We start from the raw sequence: 18,335 nt of genomic DNA, 5'->3' as shown, positions 1-18,335 counted from the left end.
CACTTCTGTGCGGCAGATCAGGCGCGGCGTTGATCAGGACGGCAGACAGGCCGCGAGCAGTTCCACGAAGCCGATGTCGGCGCGGGCCACCCCGAAGGTCTCGGCGCGGCGCATGGTGCGCTCGGCCCAGGCCCGGTGCGGCTTCACCTCGTTCATCTTGTTCGTGTAGGCGGAGCGCAGGACCCCGCCGCCGGTGCGGTCCTCGTGGAGGATGTCGGCGGCGTCGCAGTACTCCTCGTGCGTGACCACGTTCAGCGCGTGCACGGGGAACACATGGGTGGGGTGGATGCAGGTCTTGCCCTGCAGGCCGTTGGCCCGGTCCAGCTCGATCTCGCGCAGCAGCCCGTCCATGTCGTGCTCGATGAGCGCGGTGCGCAGGTCCTCCGCCTCCGGGGTGAAGGGGCTGCGGCGCAGCTGCGGCTTGAACATCCGCTCGTGGTGCCGGAAGTACTCCCACACCGGCCCGGTCACGGTGAACCCGGTCCCGTCGGCCCGTCCGAAGACATTGACGACGTCGGCGATCACCGAGGCGACGATCTGGACGTCGTAGGCCGTCATCGCGGGCGCCCGGCGCAGCGCGTACGAGGAGCAGAAGTCCGTCACGCCCAGCCGCAGGGCCAGCACGCGGTCCCGGTACTTGTCGACCGTGCGGTAGATCCCGGAGAGCGTCTCGACGCGGCTCTCCAGGTGCATCAGCTGCGGGGACTCCAGGACCGGCATGGCGAAGAGCCGGTGACCGCAGGCGGACTCCGCCCCGGCCAGCGCCTCCATGAAGGGGACGCCGCTCTCCTCGGTGAACTTCGGCAGGACGAATCCGGACAGCAGTCGCACGGTGTCACCGAGCCGCTGCACCAGGTCGACTATCTGCGCCGGGGTCCTGACCCGGATGAACAGCAGCGGAGGGTCGCCGGCACCCTGTCGCCGGTCGAGTTCGGCGAACTGCCGGACCAGATTGGCCTCGGCGTCCACGACCTCGCGGTCGTCTATCGAGTCCTCGAGGCACAGGACCATGGACACCACACCGTGCGCGGCCTGCTTCAGTACGTCGTCGGCCAGGTGCGGCCGGGTCGCCGGGCTGTAAAGGGTCGCGCCGAGGGCGACGGAGAGCGTGCTGGCGGAAGAGTCCGCGGTGAATTCCTGCGGCTCGCGGTGGAACAGTTCGTTCCGTACGTCCGTCGCAAGGTGTCCGAAGTGGCGCATATGCCCCCTTTTATGCATGGCTGACCGAATGGCATCTGGCGGATTATCGTACGTGCGGTCACACGACTGACGTTCCCCCCGTGCGTGAAAATCAGGTAACCCCCGCACGTCCGTCGTATGACCCCGCACGGCGCGTCCAGTCCCCTGCGTTGTGGCCCGCCCACCAGGGAAGGCAGGATGACCGCCATGACGCACGCGATGGTGAAGGGCTCGAACATCCCCCTGGACGTCCTGGGGATCAGGGCGGTGCTGCGCTGGAGCCCCGGCGCCGGCGTCCCCGACGTCGACGCCTCGGCCCTGCTGCTGGGCGCGGACGGCCGGGTCCGCTCCGACGCGGACTTCGTCTTCTACAACGAACCGAGGCATCCGTCGGGGCTCGCCCGGCACCTGCCCAAGAAGCGGGTCGCCGAGGGTCTCACCGACACCGTCGAGGTGGACCTGACGTCGCTGGACGCCTCCGTGGCCCGCGTCGTCATCGCCGCGTCCGCCGACGGCGGCTCCTTCGGACAGGTCCCCGACCTGCACGTTCTCCTCTTCGACACGGGTGCGCCGGTCCGCTCCGCACCGCTGGCGACCTTCGACGTCACCCCCGACACCGGCGACGAGACCGCGCTGATCTGCGGCGAGCTGTACCGCCGCGACACCACGTGGAAGTTCCGCGCGCTCGGCCAGGGCTACGCGACCGGCCTCGTCGGCCTCGCCACCGAATTCGGCATCGCCGTCGACGACGAGGCGGACTCCGGAGCGGACCCCGGCTCCGGCCCCGCCGCGGGCTCCCGCGAGCCCGTCCACGCGCCGCCCGCCGTCCCGGAGCCCGAGGCCACCTCCGCGTACGGCTACCCGCTCCCGGACCCCGCCCCCGGCCACGTACCCGCTCAGCCCGCCTACGGGTACCCCCAGCCGCCCCAGCAGCGCCCCCAGCCCGCCGCACCGGCCTACGGGTACCCGCAGCCGGTGGCGGCCTCCCCCGGCTTCGCGCTGCCACCCCAGGGCCCCCAGTTCCAGACCGGCCGCCGCTAGGCCCCGGGCGGGGTTCTGCCATCGGCGGGCCGTCACACCTTGGTCTTGTAGCCCCGGCCCCACTGCAGGCCCCAGCCGTACAGCCGGTCGATCTCGGCCTGGAACCCGTAGACGTACTTCACCTCGCGCCGCACCATCAGCTCGCCCTTGCGGTTCTCGATCAGCACCACCGCACAGGACCGCGCCTGCGGCTCGCGCTCGCTGAGCGGGATCTCGATCCGTGGACCCGAGCTGGGGAAGAGCGTGACCATGGCATGGGTGCGGTCGAAGGCGGGCGTGCCGTCGTAGATGTAGACGAACACCAGCAGCCGGACGAACTCGTCCCGCTTGTCGAAGTTGATGTAGATCGTCTCGCCCGAGGTGCCGCCGAACCGGTCGTCGCCGCTGAGCTTGACGTACGGCGGCTCGTTCAGGTCCCCCAGGAAGTTGCCGAGCGGCTGGACGACGCCCTTCGTCCCGTCGGCGAGCTCGTACATGCACGCCAGGTCCAGGTCGACGTTGACCATCGCCGGCCCCGCTGCCTGCACTATTTCCGGCTTGAACAGGTTCATCCGGCGGCCGAACAACCCGCCGCCGCCCTGTTTGTTCCACCCGCCGGTGTCCGAAGTCCGCATCTCCCACGACAGGTTGATCCGCAGGTTGCCGACGGCCGCGCCCTGTTTGCTCAGCGAGACCATGGGGTGCCGTTTCGTGAGCTCCACGGTGTGCGCGTTGGCGACGTCGAACTGTGACGCGCCACTGGGCCGCAGGAACTTCCACCAGGCCATGACTACCCCTCCCCTGAACGGACACCGCCCCCCGCCGGATCGGCGGGGGGCGGGACTTCTCGCTCCGGGGTTCAGACTGTCAGAGCTGTCAGACCCCGGATGAGACTTCCGCCGTATCGTTCGACCCCTCTGAGTTTTCCCCGATCCGCCGGTTTCGCACCACCGAGGACCAGTACGAAGCCGCGATCAGCACGACGCCGACGAGGCCGGTGATGACCTCGTTGATCTCGTACTTGATCGTGACGAGCAGGATGACCGCCAGCGCGCCGATCGCGTAGTGCGCGCCGTGCTCCAGGTAGACGTAGTCGTCCAGGGTGCCCTTGCGGACCAGGTACACCGTCAGCGACCGGATGTACATGGCGCCGATACCGAGGCCGAGCGCCATCTCGAAGATGTCGTTGGTGATGGCGAACGCGCCGATGACACCGTCGAACGAGAACGACGCGTCGATGACCTCGAGGTACAGGAACATGAAGAACGCGGCCTTGCCGGCCAGCCCGACGACGGCCACGGTGCTGCCCTTCTTGGCGCCCGCCTCGGCCTCGTCGTCCGCGTCGTCCTCGGCATCCTCCAGCTGGTCCTCGAAGTAGCCGGAGATCCCGCCGACGACCAGATACGTGATGAGCCCGGCGATCCCGGACAGCAGCACCGTCGCGGCCTTGTCGATCGTCCCGTCCCCGCCGTGCACCGGAACGCTGGTGGCGACCGTGGTCGCGGCGACGAGCAGCACGACCATGGCGATCACGACGGAGAGCATGTCCAGCTTGCCGAGCTTGCCCAGCGGCTTCTCCAGCCAGCCGAGCCACCGGATGTCCCGCTCCTCGAAAATGAAGTCGAGGAAGATCATGAGCAGGAACATCCCGCCGAACGCCGCGATCGACGGGTGAGCGCCGGTGACCAGCGCCTCGTAGCGGTCGGGGTCGTTGATCGCGACGTCGACCGCCTCGACCGGGCTGAGCTTGGCGGTGATGGAGACGATGACGACCGGGAAGACCAGTCGCATACCGAAGACGGCGATCAGGATGCCGACGGTGAGGAACATCTTCTGCCAGAAGGCGTTCATCTTCCGGAGGATCCCGGCGTTGATCACCGCGTTGTCGAATGACAGCGAGATCTCCAGGACCGAGAGGATCGCGACCACCGCGAGCCCCTCCCACCCCCAGAGGTACCCAGCCAAGGCCAGGCCGGCGGCAGTGATGCCGAACGACCAGCCAAATGTCTTGAGGAGCACGGGCTACCCAGTCCTTCTCTACGAGAGATCCCCCGCGTAGTCCGCGGCTTTGCCAAGACTCTACCGACCCACTCAGCAACTCCTCAGTCGGTGGGCCCCTTCCATATCGCATCCAGAGGATCCCCACAACATCACTAATACGAAACCCGGGGAACTTCCCGTCACTTCATGCTAATTCCCTCGTTGGAAGTGAAGTGATGTTCGTACGGTCCGATCAGAAGCGGGGGCATGGCAGGTGCATCACCCGGAGCTGGAGCAATGGGGCGTTCCCGCGCCGAGTCGGCGCGTGCCGGGCGGGGCCCGGCGGATGGAGCGACGGGTCGGGCCGGCCGGAACCACGGAGCGGACCTACCGATTCCGCTGCTATCCCAACCCCGTTCAGTCCCAGCAAGCAACCCGGATCCCGGAACCGTGCCAAGGCCCGGCGCAAGGTCGCCCGGCTCCACGCCCGTGTGCAGGACGCCCGCAAGGATGCGTTGCATCAGATCACTACTCGCCTTGTGCACGAGAACCAAGTGCTCGTGGTGGAGGATCTGGCCATCGCCAACCTCATGGGGTCAGCCACCGGCACCGTGGACGAGCCGGGCCGGCGGGTGCGGCAGAAGGCGGGCTTGAACCGCGCCATCGCGGACGCCTCATGGGGAGAACTGATCCGCCAACTGCATTACAAGGCAAGGTGGTACGGGCGCACGGTCGTTGTCGTCGACCGGTTCTTCCCGTCCACGCGGCGCTGCGCCGCATGCCATGCCGTGGACGGCGGAAAAGACCTGTCCGTACGGTCCTGGACCTGCCCCCACTGCGGCGCCGAGCTGGATCGGGACACCAATGCCGCGGCCAACCTCCGCACTGAGGGCCTGCGCCTGTACTGGGCGCTGGTGAGAGGGCTGCCCCCCGGCAAGAGTCCGCCGGCCGTGATCCGGCACCCCGGCCATCCGCCGGCCGCTTGAGCCGGCATCGCCAGTGCACCGAGTACGGACCGGCGGGCCGCCGGCCGTAAAGCCTGTGGAGCTCCGGTAGGACCGGCAGGGGCGGGGGAACCCGCACCGGCCGGCGCGGGGCGCGACCCGTCTCGTTCAGCGGCGGAGGAAGCAGGAACCCCCACCCGCGAGGGTGGGGAATCCCGGTCGGTCACGGCGGGGAGAGGTCAAGAAACGTTGACCCCGAAGTCCAGGGCGATGCCTCGCAGTCCTGACGCGTACCCCTGGCCTACTGCACGGAATTTCCACTCGCCGTTGTAGCGGTACAGCTCGCCGAAGATCATTGCGGTCTCGCTGGACGCGTCCTCGGAAAGGTCGTAGCGCGCCAACTCGGCCTGGTCGTACTGGTTCACGACGCGGATGTAGGCGTTGTTGACCTGGCCGAAGGTCTGGCCGCGGCTGTCGGCCTCGTGGATGGAGACGGGGAAGACGACCTTGTCGACGCGCTCGGGAACCTTGGTGAGGTCGACGATGATCTCCTCGTCGTCCCCTTCGCCCTCGCCGGTGAGGTTGTCACCGGTGTGCTCGACGGAGCCCTCGGGGCTCTTGAGGTTGTTGTAGAAGACGAAGTGTTCGTCGCTGAGTACCCGGCCGTTGGCGCACAGCAGGGCGCTGGCGTCGAGGTCGAACGGCGCCCCTGTGGTGGAGCGTGCGTCCCAGCCGAGGCCGATCATCACCTGGGTGAGATTCGGTGCGGCCTTGCTGAGGGAGACATTGCCCCCCTTGGCGAGCGTGACGCCCATGGTTTTCGCTTCCTCCCCGTGCGTGCTGAGGTCGGTACGTGCACGGCGCCGCACGCCCTGCCGGGTGTGCGGCGCCGCGAGGGGTTCAGACGTTGACGCCGAAGTCCTGCGCGATGCCGCGCAGTCCGGAGGCGTAGCCCTGGCCGATGGCGCGGAACTTCCACTCCGCGCCGTTGCGGTAGAGCTCACCGAAGACCATGGCGGTCTCGGTGGAGGCGTCCTCGGTGAGGTCGTAGCGCGCCAGTTCGTTGTTGTCGGCCTGGTTCACGACGCGGATGTACGCGTTGCGGACCTGGCCGAAGCTCTGCTGACGGCTCTCGGCCTCGTAGATCGAGACCGGGAAGACGATCTTGGCTACATCGGCCGGGACTCCGGCCAGGTTCACCTTGATGACCTCGTCGTCGCCGTCGCCCGAGCCGGTGAGGTTGTCACCGAGGTGCTCGACCGAGCCGTCCGGGCTCTTGAGGTTGTTGAAGAAGACGAAGTGCGCGTCGGAGATGACCTTGCCCTCGGGGCTGGCCAGCAGTGCGCTGGCGTCCAGGTCGAAATCGGCGCCGGTGGTGGTCCTGGCGTCCCATCCCAGAGCGACGATGACCGCCGTGAGATTCGGGGCCTCCTTCGTCAGTGAGACGTTGCCACCCTTGCTGAGGCTGACTCCCACGGGTCCTCCATACGGTCATGGGGTATCAGGCAGTACCCTCGCCCCCGTCGTGCGGTACACAGATCAACGCGTTGAGCTTAGTGAGCAGTTCCCGAAGACTGCAGCCCGTCGACTACAGCTCTTCGAGGGCCTTTGCGTAGTCATTGAGGTCCCGGGCGTCCGGAAGGCCGTTGACGACGGTCCAGCGGACGGTGCCGTCCTTGTCGATGACGAAGGTGCCGCGGACCGCGCAGCCCTTCTCCTCGTCGAAGACGCCGTAGGCGCGCGCGGCGTCCCCGTGCGGCCAGAAGTCGGAGAGCAGCGGGTATCCGAGGCCCTCCTGTTCGGCGAAGACGCGCAGCGAGAACGGGGCGTCGCAGGAGACGGCGAGCAGCTGCACGCCGTCGTTCTGGAACGTCGGCAGTTCGTCGCGCAGGGCGCAGAGCTCGCCGGTGCAGACGCCGGTGAACGCGTACGGGTAGAAGAGCAGCACGACGTTCTTCTCGCCGCGGAAGTCGGAGAGCCGCACGGTCTGGCCGTGCTGGTTCTTCAGCTCGAAATCCGGGGCCTTGCTGCCGACCTCGATCGCCATGCGGGCACATCCTCGTCTCGGTACCGGAAAGGTCACGGACAGTCTGTCACTGCCCTCCGGAGCCGAACGCACCGCGCCCCCGTCGACCGGGGTCGACGGGGGCGCGGAGCAGGGTCCGGTAGAGCTACCGCTTCGCGGCCCGGGCCGTCTTCGGAGTGACCAGGCGGCTGCCCGACCAGTCCTTGGCGGCGTTGACTGTGCTGGTTTGGGCCAGACCTGCGGTCTGGGCGGCCTCGCCGATCTCGCTTGGCTCGACGTGGCCCTCACGGCCGGTCTTCGGGGTCATCAGCCAGATCGGGGCGCCGTCGTCGATCGTCGACGTGGCGTCGACCAAGGTGTCGGTGAGGTCGCCGTCGTCCTCCCTGAACCACAGCAGGACGGCGTCGGGCACGTCGTCGTAGTCCTCATCGGCGAGCTCTTCGCCCGTGAGCTCCTCGATACCTTCTCGGAGCTCCTGGTCGCAGTCGTCGTCGTACCCGAGTTCCTGGACCACCTGTCCGGGTTCGAATCCAAGCCGGCTAGCCGGGTTGGTCCGGTCCTCCGCGTGGTCCGCGGTCGCGCTCACGCTTTGCCTCCTGTCATGGGGGGAAACTCCCCGCGCCTGTGCGGGGTTATTGGCGGTAGTCCACACGGACGCGGCGGATCGCGCAAGTACCCGGCCGCCGAGACCGCCTAAACGGTGACGTGTCACCGCAACCCGCACGTCCAATCGTGACGCAGATCACGCCGGTTTGCCGGGGTTGTGCACGAATGAAGTCTGGGGTCGGTCGTACGTCCGAGTGGGCGTAGAGTTCTGATTTGGCCTCTCGTAGGCCTGCTTCGCTGCGCACCTCTCCGTCTCACGGAGTGGCAGTTACCGCTCAGTAGAGATGACGTTTCTGGCGACGCGGTACACGATGGAGGCGGCGCGACCCAGCAGAGCAAGACCTAGTAGCGAAGGAACAGCGTGGCTTCCGGATCCGATCGCAACCCGATCATCATTGGCGGCCTTCCCAGCCAGGTCCCGGACTTTGATCCCGAGGAAACGGCGGAATGGCTCGACTCGCTCGACGCGGCTATCGACGAACGCGGCCGTGAGCGTGCCCGCTACCTCATGCTCCGCCTCATCGAGCGCGCCCGCGAGAAGCGTGTCGCGGTGCCCGAGATGCGCAGCACGGACTACATCAACACCATCGCGACCAAGGACGAGCCGTTCTTCCCCGGCAACGAGGAGATCGAGCGGAAGGTCCTGAACGCGACCCGCTGGAATGCGGCGGTCATGGTGTCGCGCGCACAGCGCCCCGGTATCGGCGTCGGCGGCCACATCGCCACCTTCGCCTCCTCCGCCTCCCTCTACGACGTGGGCTTCAACCACTTCTTCCGGGGCAAGGACGAGGGCGACGGCGGCGACCAGATCTTCTTCCAGGGGCATGCCTCCCCCGGTATCTACGCCCGCGCCTTCCTTCTGGACCGGCTCTCCGAGCAGCAGCTCGACGCGTTCCGCCAGGAGAAGTCGAAGGCCCCGTACGGCCTGTCCAGCTACCCGCACCCGCGGCTCATGCCGGACTTCTGGGAGTTCCCGACCGTCTCGATGGGCCTCGGCCCGCTCGGCGCGATCTACCAGGCGCGGATGAACCGCTACATGGAGGCGCGCGGCATCGCCGACACCTCCAAGTCGCACGTATGGGCGTACCTCGGCGACGGGGAGATGGACGAGCCCGAGTCGCTCGGCCAGCTGTCGATCGCCGCCCGTGAGGGCCTGGACAACCTGACCTTCGTCGTCAACTGCAATCTGCAGCGCCTCGACGGGCCGGTGCGCGGCAACGGCAAGATCATCCAGGAGCTGGAGTCGCAGTTCCGCGGCGCCGGCTGGAACGTCATCAAGCTGGTCTGGGACCGCAGCTGGGACCCGCTGCTCGCCCAGGACCGCGACGGCATCCTGGTGAACAAGATGAACACCACGCCGGACGGACAGTTCCAGACGTACGCCACCGAGACCGGCGGCTACATCCGTGAGCACTTCTTCGGTGACGACCAGCGGCTGCGCAAGATGGTCGAGGGCATGACCGACGAGCAGATCCTGCACCTCGGCCGTGGCGGTCACGACCACAAGAAGGTCTACGCGGCGTACGCGGCGGCCAAGGCCCACAAGGGCCAGCCGACGGTGATCCTCGCCCAGACCATCAAGGGCTGGACGCTCGGTCCGAACTTCGAGGGCCGCAACGCGACCCACCAGATGAAGAAGCTCACGACCGAGGACCTCAAGCGCTTCCGCGACCGGCTGCACATCCCGATCACGGACAAGCAGCTCGACGAGGGCTACCCGCCGTACTACCACCCGGGTCGCGACTCCGAAGAGATCCAGTACATGCACGACCACCGCAAGGCGTGCGGTGGCTATGTGCCGACCCGTGTGGTGCGCGCGAAGCCGCTGGCGCTGCCGGACGAGAAGGCGTACGCGCCGGCCAAGAAGGGCTCCGGCCAGCAGTCGATCGCCACCACCATGGCGTTCGTCCGCATCCTCAAGGAGCTCATGCGGGACAAGGAGATCGGCAAGCGTTTCGTGCTGATCGCCCCGGACGAGTACCGCACCTTCGGTATGGACGCGTTCTTCCCGTCGGCGAAGATCTACAACCCGCTGGGCCAGCAGTACGAGGCGGTCGACCGTGACCTGCTCCTCGCGTACAAGGAGTCGCCGACCGGCCAGATGCTGCACGACGGCATCTCCGAGGCGGGCTGTACGGCCTCGCTGATCGCGGCGGGCTCGGCCTACGCCACGCACGGCGAGCCGCTGATCCCGGTCTACGTCTTCTACTCGATGTTCGGGTTCCAGCGGACCGGTGACCAGTTCTGGCAGATGGCGGACCAGCTGGCGCGCGGTTTCGTGCTCGGCGCGACCGCGGGCCGGACCACCCTTACGGGTGAAGGCCTGCAGCACGCGGACGGCCATTCGCAGCTGCTCGCCTCGACCAACCCGGCCGTCGTCGCGTACGACCCGGCGTTCGGCTTCGAGATCGCGCACATCGTGCAGGACGGTCTGAAGAGGATGTACGGCGAGAACGCCGAGGACGTCTTCTACTACATGACCGTCTACAACGAGCCGATCCAGCACCCGGCCGAGCCGGCCGATGTGGACGCCGAGGGCATCCTCAAGGGTCTGTACCGGTACGCGGAGGGCACCGAGGGCACCGTTCCGGCGCAGATCCTGGCGTCGGGCGTGGCGGTTCCGTGGGCCGTCGAGGCGCAGCGGATCCTCGCCGCGGACTGGGGCGTCAAGGCGGACGTCTGGTCGGCCACCTCGTGGAACGAGCTGCGGCGCGACGCCATCGCGGTGGAGGAGCACAACCTGCTCCACCCCGAGGAGGAGCAGCGCGTCCCGTACATCACGAGCAAGCTCGCCGGTGTGCAGGGCCCGTTCGTGGCGGTCTCGGACTGGATGCGCGCGGTGCCGGACCAGATCTCGCGCTGGGTGCCGGGCACGTACCAGTCGCTGGGTGCCGACGGGTTCGGTTTCGCCGACACCCGTGGCGCGGCCCGTCGCTTCTTCCACATCGACGCGCAGTCGATCGTCCTGGGGGTGCTCACCGAGCTCGCCCGGGACGGCAAGGTGGACCGTTCGGTGCTGAAGCAGGCCGTGGACCGCTACCAGCTGCTCGACGTCACGGCTGCCGACCCCGGCGCCGCGGGCGGCGACGCCTGAGGTAGCCCCGAGGCGGTACGTCTCACGTTTCGAACGCCGGGCCCGCACCACTTTCCGTGGTGCGGGCCCGGCGTTCGTTCGTCTGCCGCGCCGGCTACTGCGCCAGCCAGAGGATGGCGACGACGGTGTCGAAGGCGCCGAGGACGACGGCGACGACCGCGGGGATCGACTTCGCGCCACGCCAGCTGCGGCCCATGGCGAGCCAGCCGAAGATGATCGCGAGGGGTCCGAGCACGATCCCCAGGACGAAGAAGCCGACGATGGCGCAGACGGCGCCGACGACGGCGATCGTTCCGATGTCGGACCGGTCGCGGGAACGCATACGGGTACGGGTGCGGGTTCGGGTGGCCATCGTCCCTCCGTAAGGTTTCGGGGCTCGCCGTTCGCGTTCCCCGCCCCCGGCCGCCCATGCGGTGTCAGTTCTCCCAGACCTTGAACGCCCGGACGGTGTAACGGGATTCGGGCACCCAGGTGCCCGTCGGATAGGTGTCGAACTCGGCCTCGGTGGCGCACTCCGCGCTCTGGTAGGTGGTGACCGGCCGGCCGATGCGGTTGACGAAGGACCGGGCGGGGGTGCCCGCGGGGAGCGGCACGCAGTTGTCGATGCCGGTGTCGGCGAGTTCGTGGGCCTGCCGGGCGCTGCTGTAGCCGGCCTTGCCCCACAGGCAGAGCTGGCCCGGATCGCAGGCCCCGGAGGACGCGGCGGAGGCCGGGGCGAGGGCGGTGACGGGCAGCAGCGCGGCGGCCAGGGCGGCGGCGGTGAGGATCGTGTTCATGCGGCTCAGGCTGGTGCGGCGGTCGCGGCGCCCACAAGAGCGGCCGGGCACGTTCCCCCTGATAGGGGGATTGCGTGCGGCCCGCCCCACGGGTAACAGCCGACCCAGTCGCTTGGCCCGTACAGTCACTTTCGAAACGTGACTTGAGTCACCCTTGGCTCAGGCATGGCCCTGCGTCTTCTACGCTGGCCGGGATACCGCAAACCTCCGAGGGGCCACCACACCCCCCGCGCACCTTCTGCCGACGGACCGGGTCGGCGTGCGCGTCCGGGACGATTTCGCGAGGCAATACTGAGTGACCCCATTCGATGAGCGCTTCAATGCAACGTCCATCCGGGCCCTGCTGGCCCTGGCCGTCATCTTCGTCATGCTCGCGACCACCGGCTGGACCGCCATCCGGCCGCACAAGGGCGCCGAGGATCCGCGGGCGGCGGCACTGGTGTCGTGGCTGCACGGCTCGGTGGCCGGGCACAAGCTGCCCAGCGCCTCGGCCGGTGCCGACTCCATAGCGCACTTCTTCGCGACGCTGACCGCGGCCCAGACCCGGCAGATCGCCAACCGCTACCCGCTCGTCGTCGGCAACCTGGACGGCGCGCCGGTGAGCGTGCGCTACCTGGCCAACCGGGTGGCGCTCGCCCAGACGCGCGTCACGGAGATCGCCCGTTCGCACAGCTCCCTGCTCACACCCGCCGGCCGCAAGGACGCGGACAAGCGCGCCCACCGCTACGCCTCGCTGCTGAGCGACGGCCGGCAGATCCTCGCCTTCGACCCGACCGGAGCCGGCCGGGCCGCCGAGGTCTTCGGTGATCTCGGTTCCGCCGACCGGGTGGCCGTGGTCGTGCCGGGTGTGGACACCGACATCAGCACGTTCGAACGCACCGCCAAGTCGTACGCGGCCCCGGTCGGCATGGCGCGCGCCCTGTACCAGGCCGAGCGCGCCCAGGACCCGTCCTCGCGCACCGCGGTGATCGCCTGGGCGAACTACACGACGCCGTCGGGTGTCGGTCTCGACGCCTCCACCGGTGAGCTGGCGGAAAACGGCGCGGTCCGGCTGAACTCGCTGGTCGAGGCGCTGCCGTCCACCGCGCGCATCTCGCTGTTCTGCCACTCGTACGGCTCGGTGCTGTGCGGGGTGGCCGCTCCGGACCTGCCGTCGGACAAGATCTCCGACATCACCGTCTTCGGCAGCCCCGGGATGCGGGTGAGCCGCGCCAAGCAGCTGCACACCTCCGCCAACGTATGGGCCGCCCGCGATCCGAGCGACTGGATCGGCGAGGTGCCACACCTGGAGATCGCCGGCCTGGGGCACGGCGCCGACCCCGTCTCGGAGTCCTTCGGGGCCCGTGTGGTCGGTACGGAAGGCGCTCTGGGCCACCCCGGCTACTTCGCGCCCGGCACCGAGAGCCTGGCGAACTTCACCGACATCGCCCTCGGCCAGTACAGCGCGGTGCGGTGCGCGCCGAACCGCGAGGACTGCGCGTCCGGCCTCGGTCAGGCCTGAGCCGGAGTCGTGGGGGTGGTTCCGGGCCTGGGGTCCGGAACCACCCCCACGCGCGTTTTTGCGGTCAGTTCGGCAGTTGATCCCACATTCGGCCCTACGATGAGCCACATGGGTGACGTTTTGGCCGGATCCAATGCCGTGTGGGAGTTCGACACGGATGCCGTGGTCATCCGGTACGAGCGCGGGGTGCGCAATTCGAAGCTGCTCCAGACGCTCGGCGAGCGCCGGATCCCGTACGCCGCGCTGACCGGCGTCGAGCTCGTTCCCGGCAAGCGCGGCACGGTCGTACTGCGCGCCCTGCCGCGGCCCGGCGCCGATCCGCTGATGGAAGCGGCGGGCGGGCAGCTGAAGGACTCCGCTGATCCCTACCGGCTGGTGCTGCCGGCCGACCGCGAGACCCTCGCCGAGTACTACACGGACGAGCTACGGGTCGCGGTCTCCGACAACGACACCGGCGAACCGGCCGACCGCTTCCTGGTCGCCGCGCCCACCGGGCCGCAGTCGTTCAAGGCGTACGACGCCAGGGCCGCCTTCGACGGCCGCACGGTGTCCTTCCGCTGGTTCTGGACGGGCGCCTCGACCGCCAAATGGAAGGCCGGCGACCAGCACTTCCCGGTCGCCGACCTGAGCGGGGTCGACTGGCGCTCCCCCGAGCTGCTGCACGGCTATCTGCGGCTGCGGCCGAACGACGACACCGAACGCCCCGGCGACCCCGACCAGAACCCGGCCGCGGTGGTCTTCGGGCTCGGCTACGGCCAGGTCCATGAATCGCTGCCGTTCGCCGCGTCCGTGCTGGCCGCCGTGCAGACGGCTACTCGCGCGCGGCGGAAGTAGAGCTCATGTCCGGGTAGCGGTCGCCCGCGACGTGCTCGGCGATCGGTTCCAGCCACTCCAGCTCGACCTGGTCGAGCGTGATCCGGGTCGCCCCGGTGTTCTCCAGCACGCGGCTGACCTTGCGGGTGCCCGGGATCGGCACCACGGTCAGCTGGTGCACCTGGGCCCGCTGCTGCACCCAGGCGAGCGCGATCTGGCCCAGGCTCGCCCCGTGCGCCTTGGCGGCCTTGCGGACCGGGTCCAGCAGATCCGCGTTCCGCCTGGCGTTCTCACCGGTGAACCGGGGCTGGTGCTGCCGGTAGTCGCCGCCGGCCAGATCCGTCGTGGCATTCAGGAACGAGCCGGTCAGGAAGCCCCGGCCGAGCGGTGAGTACGGCACGAAGGCCACGCCCAGCTCGGCGGCGGCCGGTACCGCGCTGCGTTCCACATCACGGCTGAACAGCGACCACTCGGACTGCAGCGCCGCGATCGGGTGGACGGCGTGCGCCTCGCGCAGCTCCGCGCCGGTCACCTCGGACAGGCCCAGGTGCCGGACCTTGCCCTCCGCCACCAGCTCGGCCATCGCGCCGACGGACTCCGCGAACGGGACGCCCGGGTCGCGGCGGTGCATGTAGTACAGGTCGATGACGTCCGTGCCCAGGCGGCGCAGGCTGCCCTCGACGGCCTGCCGGAGGTACGCCCGGTCGTTGCGGACGCCGCGGTACGTCGCGTCGTCCGCCCTGCGCTCGATGGCGAACTTGGTCGCCAGCGTGATCTCGTCCCGGTGCGCCTTCACGAACGGGGCGAGGAACTCCTCGTTCGCCCCCGAGCCGTAGGCGTCGGCGGTGTCGAAGAGCGTGACGCCCGCCTCGAGGGCCGCTTCCAGCGTCGCCCGCGCCGCGTCCACGTCGGTCTCGCCGTAGAACTCGCTCATGCCCATGCAGCCCAGGCCCTGGACGCCGACCAGCGGTCCGTCCGTGCCCAGCCGTACGCTGTCGATCTTTTCCGTGCTCGCGTTGCTCGCGTTGTCGCTCATCAGGGTCAGACCCTCTCCGGCGCCCGCTGGGCGCCCCCATACATGTCGATCTTGTAGTCCAGTACCGCGAGGGTGTCCTGCAGCTCGGCGATCCGCCGGTGCACGTCCTCACGGTGCGCCACGAGCAGCTCCTGCCGCGCGGCGAAGGTCTGCTCGCCCTCGCGCACCATCTCCGCGTACCTGACCATGTCCGCGACCGGCATCCCGGTCAGCCGGAGCTTGCCGACGAAGGCCAGCCAGTGCAGATCTCGGTTGGTGTAGCGGCGCTGCCCGGTGTGGGAGCGGTCGACGTGCGGCATCAGTCCGATCCGCTCGTACCAGCGCAGGGTGTGCGCGCTCAGCCCGGTCACCGTGACCACTTCGCTGATCGTGTACTGGTCCTGCCCGTCGGGCCGCAGAATCGACGCCTGGTCGTCACAGCTGGCGATCCGGCCGGCCCTGCTCCTCGCCACCTTCGTCACAGCCACCTGCGTTACCGTCATGCCCCTACGCTACGGACTTGGAGTGCACTCGAAGCAAGCGCCTCAGGAGATCTTTTCCGGCCGCGTTACGCTCGCCCCATGGAGAGCTTGCGTGAGATCCGGAACTGGCCCGTCCCCACGGCGGCCGCGGCCGTCGTCCGCCGGGACGGCACGGTGGCCGGGTCCCACGGCCCGGTCGGTGAGCCGTTCCGGCTCGCGTCGGTCACCAAGCCGCTGACGGCCTACGCGGCGCTGGTCGCCTGCGAGGAGGGCGTCTTCGAGCTCGACGACCCGGCGGGCCCCGAGGGCTCGACGGTGCGCCATCTGCTCTCCCACACCTCAGGGCTGGCCTTCGACCAGCACCGCGTGATGGCGCCGCCCGGTGACCGCCGGCTCTACTCCAACGCCGGGTTCGAGGTGCTCGCCGACCACATCGCCAAGGCCACCGGCATCCCGTTCCCCGAATACCTGCGGCAGGCGGTCCTGGAGCCGCTGGGGATGACCGCCACCACGCTGCCCGGCTCGGCCGCCGCCGACGGCGTCTCCACCGTCGAGGACCTCGTCCGCTTCGCCGCCGAACTGCAGGCGCCGCGCATCCTGCACCCGTCGACCCTCGACGAGGCCACGTCCGTCGTCTTCCCCGGCCTCAAGGGCGTACTGCCGGGCTACGGCCACCAGAACCCCAACGACTGGGGCCTCGGCTTCGAGATCCGGGACTCCAAGACCCCGCACTGGACCGGCGCCGCCTCCAGCCCGCGCACCTTCGGGCACTTCGGCCAGACCGGGACCTTCCTGTGGGTCGACCCGGACGCGGGCGCCGCGTGCGTCTGCCTCACCGACCGCGCCTGGGGCGAATGGGCTGTCCCGCTGTGGCCCGCCCTGACGGACGCGGTCCTCGCGGAACTGCGGGCCTAGGCCGGGTCGCGCGGCACCGGACGCAGCTCCCAGACGAGGTACTCCACCGGGCCCGCCGCCCGCACCAGGAGCCCCTCCTCGTCGGTGAGGCGCGCCGCGTCGCCCGCTTCGAGGGTCTCGTCGCCCAACCGGACGCTGCCGCGCACCACGTGCACGTACACGAACGGCGCGGCCGGCAGTTCGCCAGGGCCGCGGCCGACGGACAGCGCCGCGTGCGGCTGCCGGAACGGGACGAAGCGCGTGCCGTGTTCGACGCCGTAGCGCGGGCCGCCGCCGAACACCGCCGGCTCCAGCCACATCTGAAGGAACCTCAGCGGGCCTTCCCCGGCGTTGCGTTCGACATGGCGGACGCCGTCGCCCGCGCTGAGCAGCTGTGCCTCACCGGCCCGCACCACGGTCTCGTGGCCCGCGGAGTCCCGGTGTCCCAGCTCGCCCTCGATCACCCACGTCACGATCTCGACTCCCCCGTGCGGGTGCTCCGCGAAGCCGGCGCCGGGCGCCAGCCGCTCCTCGTTGCACGCCATCAGCGGCCCGAACCGCAGGTTGCCGGGGTCGTAGTGGGAGCCGAAGGAGAACGCGTGCAGGGTCTCGATCCCCGCGGCGGGATCACCCCCGGCGTATCGCTGTCCACCGCGCCGAACGTCGATCATTCGGCCACGGTACAAGCGACCGGCGCGCACCCCGGCGCCGTGCACCCCTGGGGATAAGGCAGTCTTGTCCCGTGCCCGACACTCCGCAGCCCCCGAAAAAGCCCGTCCGCGCTGAGCACGCCGCGACGCTGCGCCGACTGGAGAAGTCGTCCGGCCGGCTCGCTGCGAACGCCATCGCCCGGATGGATGAGCAGCTGCCGTGGTACCGGGCGATGCCACCGGAGAACCGGTCCTGGATCGGGCTGGTGGCGCAGGCGGGCATCGCGGCGTTCACCGAGTGGTTCCGGCATCCCGAGGCGCCGCAGGCGATCAGCACGGATGTGTTCGGGACCGCGCCCAGGGAGTTGACCAGGGCGATCTCGCTGCGGCAGACCGTGGAGATGGTGCGCACCACCATCGAGGTGATGGAAGCGGCCATCGACGAGGTGGCGGCGCCCGGTGACGAGTCGGTGCTGCGCGAGGCGCTGCTGGTCTACGCCCGGGAGATCGCGTTCGCCACCGCCCAGGTGTACGCGCAGGCGGCCGAGGCCCGGGGCGCGTGGGACGCGCGCCTGGAGTCGCTGGTCGTCAACGCGGTGCTGTCCGGTGAGGCGGACGAGGGGGTGCTGTCGCGCGCGGCGGCGCTGGGCTGGAGTTCGCCCGACCAGATCGTCGTGGTGCTCGGGACCGCGCCGAACGGCGACAGCGAGCTGACGGTGGAGGCCATCCGGCGGGCCGCGCGGCACGCGAAGCTGCAGGTGCTGACCGGGGTGCTCGGTGAGCGGCTGGTCGTGATCGCGGGTGGTGAGGGCGAGCCGCTCAAGGTCGCGAAATCACTGATCGCCCCGTTCGCGGCGGGCCCCGTGGTGGCCGGTCCCGTCGTCGGGGACCTGCTGTCCGCGACCCGTTCCGCACAGGCCGCGGCCGCCGGTCTGAAGGCGTGCGCCGCCTGGCCGGACGCGCCCCGGCCGGTCGTCTCGGACGACCTGCTGCCCGAGCGCGCGATGGCCGGCGACCGTTACGCGCGTGAACAGCTGGTGGAGGAGATCTACAGACCGTTGGAGGAAGCGGGCTCCGCGCTCCTCGAAACGCTGAGTGTCTACCTCGAACAGGCCTCGTCCCTCGAAGGGGCGGCGCGGATGTTGTTCGTTCACCCAAACACCGTCCGCTACCGGCTGCGACGTGTGACGGATGTCACCGGATGGTCGCCCTCCGACGTGCGTTCGGCGTTCACTCTGCGCATCGCCCTCATCCTGGGACGACTGTCCGGCGCCGATCAATCACCCTGAGTTTTTGTGGGACACCAACAAATCGTCCAGCAGTTCTTCGTCCCTGTCCCCACGGGCGGTGAGACC

19 protein-coding genes are annotated in these 18,335 nt (G+C 69.4%); 7 read left to right on the top strand and 12 right to left on the bottom strand.

Annotated features, from left to right (window positions below; genetic code table 11):
• Positions 1 to 33 precede the first annotated feature (33 nt).
• The gene (locus LNW73_RS22720; RefSeq protein WP_250991156.1) at positions 34 to 1,200 is read right to left on the bottom strand and encodes an HpcH/HpaI aldolase/citrate lyase family protein; all 1,167 of its coding nucleotides are present in this window, start codon (positions 1,198 to 1,200) and stop codon (positions 34 to 36) included.
• A 177-nt stretch (positions 1,201 to 1,377) separates the two neighbouring features.
• Here LNW73_RS22720 and LNW73_RS22715 point away from each other — a divergent pair, with 177 nt between their 5' ends.
• Entirely contained in the window at positions 1,378 to 2,220 is an 843-nt protein-coding gene (locus tag LNW73_RS22715) for a TerD family protein (protein ID WP_250991155.1), read from the top strand.
• A gap of 32 nt (positions 2,221 to 2,252) precedes the next feature.
• On the opposite strand, the gene LNW73_RS22710 is transcribed toward LNW73_RS22715, so the two are convergent.
• Both LNW73_RS22710 and LNW73_RS22705 read right to left on the bottom strand, forming a co-directional pair.
• Positions 2,253 to 2,987 carry a TerD family protein gene (locus tag LNW73_RS22710; protein WP_250991154.1) on the bottom strand — a complete coding sequence of 245 codons (735 nt, stop codon included), beginning with the start codon at positions 2,985 to 2,987 and terminating at the stop codon, positions 2,253 to 2,255.
• Between the two features lie 88 nt (positions 2,988 to 3,075).
• Positions 3,076 to 4,218, bottom strand: coding sequence for a DUF475 domain-containing protein (locus LNW73_RS22705; RefSeq protein ID WP_250991153.1), 1,143 nt, complete (start codon positions 4,216 to 4,218; stop codon positions 3,076 to 3,078).
• Positions 4,219 to 4,415: 197 nt separating this feature from the next.
• On the opposite strand from LNW73_RS22705, the gene LNW73_RS22700 reads away from it, so the two are divergent.
• Positions 4,416 to 5,165, top strand: coding sequence for an RNA-guided endonuclease InsQ/TnpB family protein (locus LNW73_RS22700; protein WP_308407707.1), 750 nt, complete (start codon positions 4,416 to 4,418; stop codon positions 5,163 to 5,165).
• Between the two features lie 197 nt (positions 5,166 to 5,362).
• On the opposite strand, the gene LNW73_RS22695 is transcribed toward LNW73_RS22700, so the two are convergent.
• The 4 genes from LNW73_RS22695 to LNW73_RS22680 all read right to left on the bottom strand — a co-directional run bounded on the left by LNW73_RS22695 (position 5,363) and on the right by LNW73_RS22680 (position 7,735).
• Entirely contained in the window at positions 5,363 to 5,938 is a 576-nt protein-coding gene (locus tag LNW73_RS22695) for a TerD family protein (RefSeq protein WP_250975756.1), read from the bottom strand.
• Positions 5,939 to 6,023: 85 nt separating this feature from the next.
• Positions 6,024 to 6,599, bottom strand: a complete 576-nt coding sequence (locus LNW73_RS22690; protein ID WP_138356774.1) for a TerD family protein — start codon at positions 6,597 to 6,599, stop codon at positions 6,024 to 6,026.
• A 112-nt stretch (positions 6,600 to 6,711) separates the two neighbouring features.
• Positions 6,712 to 7,170, bottom strand: coding sequence for a peroxiredoxin (locus LNW73_RS22685; protein ID WP_250991152.1), 459 nt, complete (start codon positions 7,168 to 7,170; stop codon positions 6,712 to 6,714).
• 124 nt (positions 7,171 to 7,294) lie between these two features.
• Positions 7,295 to 7,735, bottom strand: coding sequence for a DUF3052 domain-containing protein (locus tag LNW73_RS22680; RefSeq protein ID WP_138356772.1), 441 nt, complete (start codon positions 7,733 to 7,735; stop codon positions 7,295 to 7,297).
• A 381-nt stretch (positions 7,736 to 8,116) separates the two neighbouring features.
• On the opposite strand from LNW73_RS22680, the gene aceE reads away from it, so the two are divergent.
• Positions 8,117 to 10,849, top strand: coding sequence for a pyruvate dehydrogenase (acetyl-transferring), homodimeric type (aceE, locus tag LNW73_RS22675; RefSeq protein ID WP_250975758.1), 2,733 nt, complete (start codon positions 8,117 to 8,119; stop codon positions 10,847 to 10,849).
• A gap of 94 nt (positions 10,850 to 10,943) precedes the next feature.
• Here the strand turns inward: aceE and LNW73_RS22670 are convergent, their stop codons facing one another.
• Positions 10,944 to 11,201 carry a small hydrophobic protein gene (locus LNW73_RS22670; RefSeq protein ID WP_250991151.1) on the bottom strand — a complete coding sequence of 86 codons (258 nt, stop codon included), beginning with the start codon at positions 11,199 to 11,201 and terminating at the stop codon, positions 10,944 to 10,946.
• Positions 11,202 to 11,265: 64 nt separating this feature from the next.
• Positions 11,266 to 11,625, bottom strand: coding sequence for a peptidase inhibitor family I36 protein (locus LNW73_RS22665; protein WP_138356769.1), 360 nt, complete (start codon positions 11,623 to 11,625; stop codon positions 11,266 to 11,268).
• A gap of 295 nt (positions 11,626 to 11,920) precedes the next feature.
• On the opposite strand from LNW73_RS22665, the gene LNW73_RS22660 reads away from it, so the two are divergent.
• Both LNW73_RS22660 and LNW73_RS22655 read left to right on the top strand, forming a co-directional pair.
• Entirely contained in the window at positions 11,921 to 13,126 is a 1,206-nt protein-coding gene (locus tag LNW73_RS22660) for an alpha/beta hydrolase (RefSeq protein ID WP_250991150.1), read from the top strand.
• Between the two features lie 108 nt (positions 13,127 to 13,234).
• Positions 13,235 to 13,960, top strand: coding sequence for a DUF4429 domain-containing protein (locus LNW73_RS22655; protein ID WP_250975761.1), 726 nt, complete (start codon positions 13,235 to 13,237; stop codon positions 13,958 to 13,960).
• Here the strand turns inward: LNW73_RS22655 and LNW73_RS22650 are convergent.
• Both LNW73_RS22650 and LNW73_RS22645 read right to left on the bottom strand, forming a co-directional pair.
• On the bottom strand, positions 13,938 to 14,975 hold the full coding sequence (locus LNW73_RS22650; RefSeq protein WP_250975762.1) for an aldo/keto reductase: 1,038 nt from the start codon (positions 14,973 to 14,975) through the stop codon (positions 13,938 to 13,940). The genes LNW73_RS22655 and LNW73_RS22650 overlap by 23 nt on opposite strands.
• A gap of 5 nt (positions 14,976 to 14,980) precedes the next feature.
• Positions 14,981 to 15,457: a MerR family transcriptional regulator gene (locus LNW73_RS22645; protein WP_250975763.1), complete on the bottom strand. Its 477-nt coding sequence runs from the start codon at positions 15,455 to 15,457 to the stop codon at positions 14,981 to 14,983.
• Positions 15,458 to 15,535: 78 nt separating this feature from the next.
• Between LNW73_RS22645 and LNW73_RS22640 the strand changes: the two genes are divergently transcribed.
• Entirely contained in the window at positions 15,536 to 16,351 is an 816-nt protein-coding gene (locus LNW73_RS22640; RefSeq protein ID WP_250975764.1) for a serine hydrolase domain-containing protein, read from the top strand.
• On the opposite strand, the gene LNW73_RS22635 is transcribed toward LNW73_RS22640, so the two are convergent.
• Positions 16,348 to 17,001: a pirin family protein gene (locus LNW73_RS22635; RefSeq protein ID WP_250991149.1), complete on the bottom strand. Its 654-nt coding sequence runs from the start codon at positions 16,999 to 17,001 to the stop codon at positions 16,348 to 16,350. The genes LNW73_RS22640 and LNW73_RS22635 overlap by 4 nt on opposite strands.
• Before the next feature lie 53 nt (positions 17,002 to 17,054).
• Here LNW73_RS22635 and LNW73_RS22630 point away from each other — a divergent pair, with 53 nt between their 5' ends.
• On the top strand, positions 17,055 to 18,269 hold the full coding sequence (locus tag LNW73_RS22630) for a PucR family transcriptional regulator (RefSeq protein WP_374117410.1): 1,215 nt from the start codon (positions 17,055 to 17,057) through the stop codon (positions 18,267 to 18,269).
• Positions 18,270 to 18,335 lie beyond the last annotated feature (66 nt).

Source organism: Streptomyces sp. RKAG337 (assembly GCF_023701715.1).
Lineage (GTDB): Bacteria > Actinomycetota > Actinomycetes > Streptomycetales > Streptomycetaceae > Actinacidiphila.
This window is presented reverse-complemented; position numbering and strand designations above follow the sequence as displayed.

Bases quoted from the DNA above. Each gene is read 5' to 3' on its own strand.
- LNW73_RS22720 (WP_250991156.1), bottom strand. From the start codon at position 1,200: ATGCGCCACTTCGGACACCTTGCGACGGACGTACGGAACGAACTGTTC.
- LNW73_RS22715 (WP_250991155.1), top strand. From the start codon at position 1,378: ATGACCGCCATGACGCACGCGATGGTGAAGGGCTCGAACATCCCCCTG.
- LNW73_RS22710 (WP_250991154.1), bottom strand. From the start codon at position 2,987: ATGGCCTGGTGGAAGTTCCTGCGGCCCAGTGGCGCGTCACAGTTCGAC.
- LNW73_RS22700 (WP_308407707.1), top strand. From the start codon at position 4,416: ATGTTCGTACGGTCCGATCAGAAGCGGGGGCATGGCAGGTGCATCACC.
- LNW73_RS22695 (WP_250975756.1), bottom strand. From the start codon at position 5,938: ATGGGCGTCACGCTCGCCAAGGGGGGCAATGTCTCCCTCAGCAAGGCC.
- LNW73_RS22685 (WP_250991152.1), bottom strand. From the start codon at position 7,170: ATGGCGATCGAGGTCGGCAGCAAGGCCCCGGATTTCGAGCTGAAGAAC.
- LNW73_RS22670 (WP_250991151.1), bottom strand. From the start codon at position 11,201: ATGGCCACCCGAACCCGCACCCGTACCCGTATGCGTTCCCGCGACCGG.
- LNW73_RS22665 (WP_138356769.1), bottom strand. From the start codon at position 11,625: ATGAACACGATCCTCACCGCCGCCGCCCTGGCCGCCGCGCTGCTGCCC.
- LNW73_RS22655 (WP_250975761.1), top strand. From the start codon at position 13,235: ATGGGTGACGTTTTGGCCGGATCCAATGCCGTGTGGGAGTTCGACACG.
- LNW73_RS22650 (WP_250975762.1), bottom strand. From the start codon at position 14,975: ATGAGCGACAACGCGAGCAACGCGAGCACGGAAAAGATCGACAGCGTA.
- LNW73_RS22645 (WP_250975763.1), bottom strand. From the start codon at position 15,457: ATGACGGTAACGCAGGTGGCTGTGACGAAGGTGGCGAGGAGCAGGGCC.
- LNW73_RS22640 (WP_250975764.1), top strand. From the start codon at position 15,536: ATGGAGAGCTTGCGTGAGATCCGGAACTGGCCCGTCCCCACGGCGGCC.
- LNW73_RS22635 (WP_250991149.1), bottom strand. From the start codon at position 17,001: ATGATCGACGTTCGGCGCGGTGGACAGCGATACGCCGGGGGTGATCCC.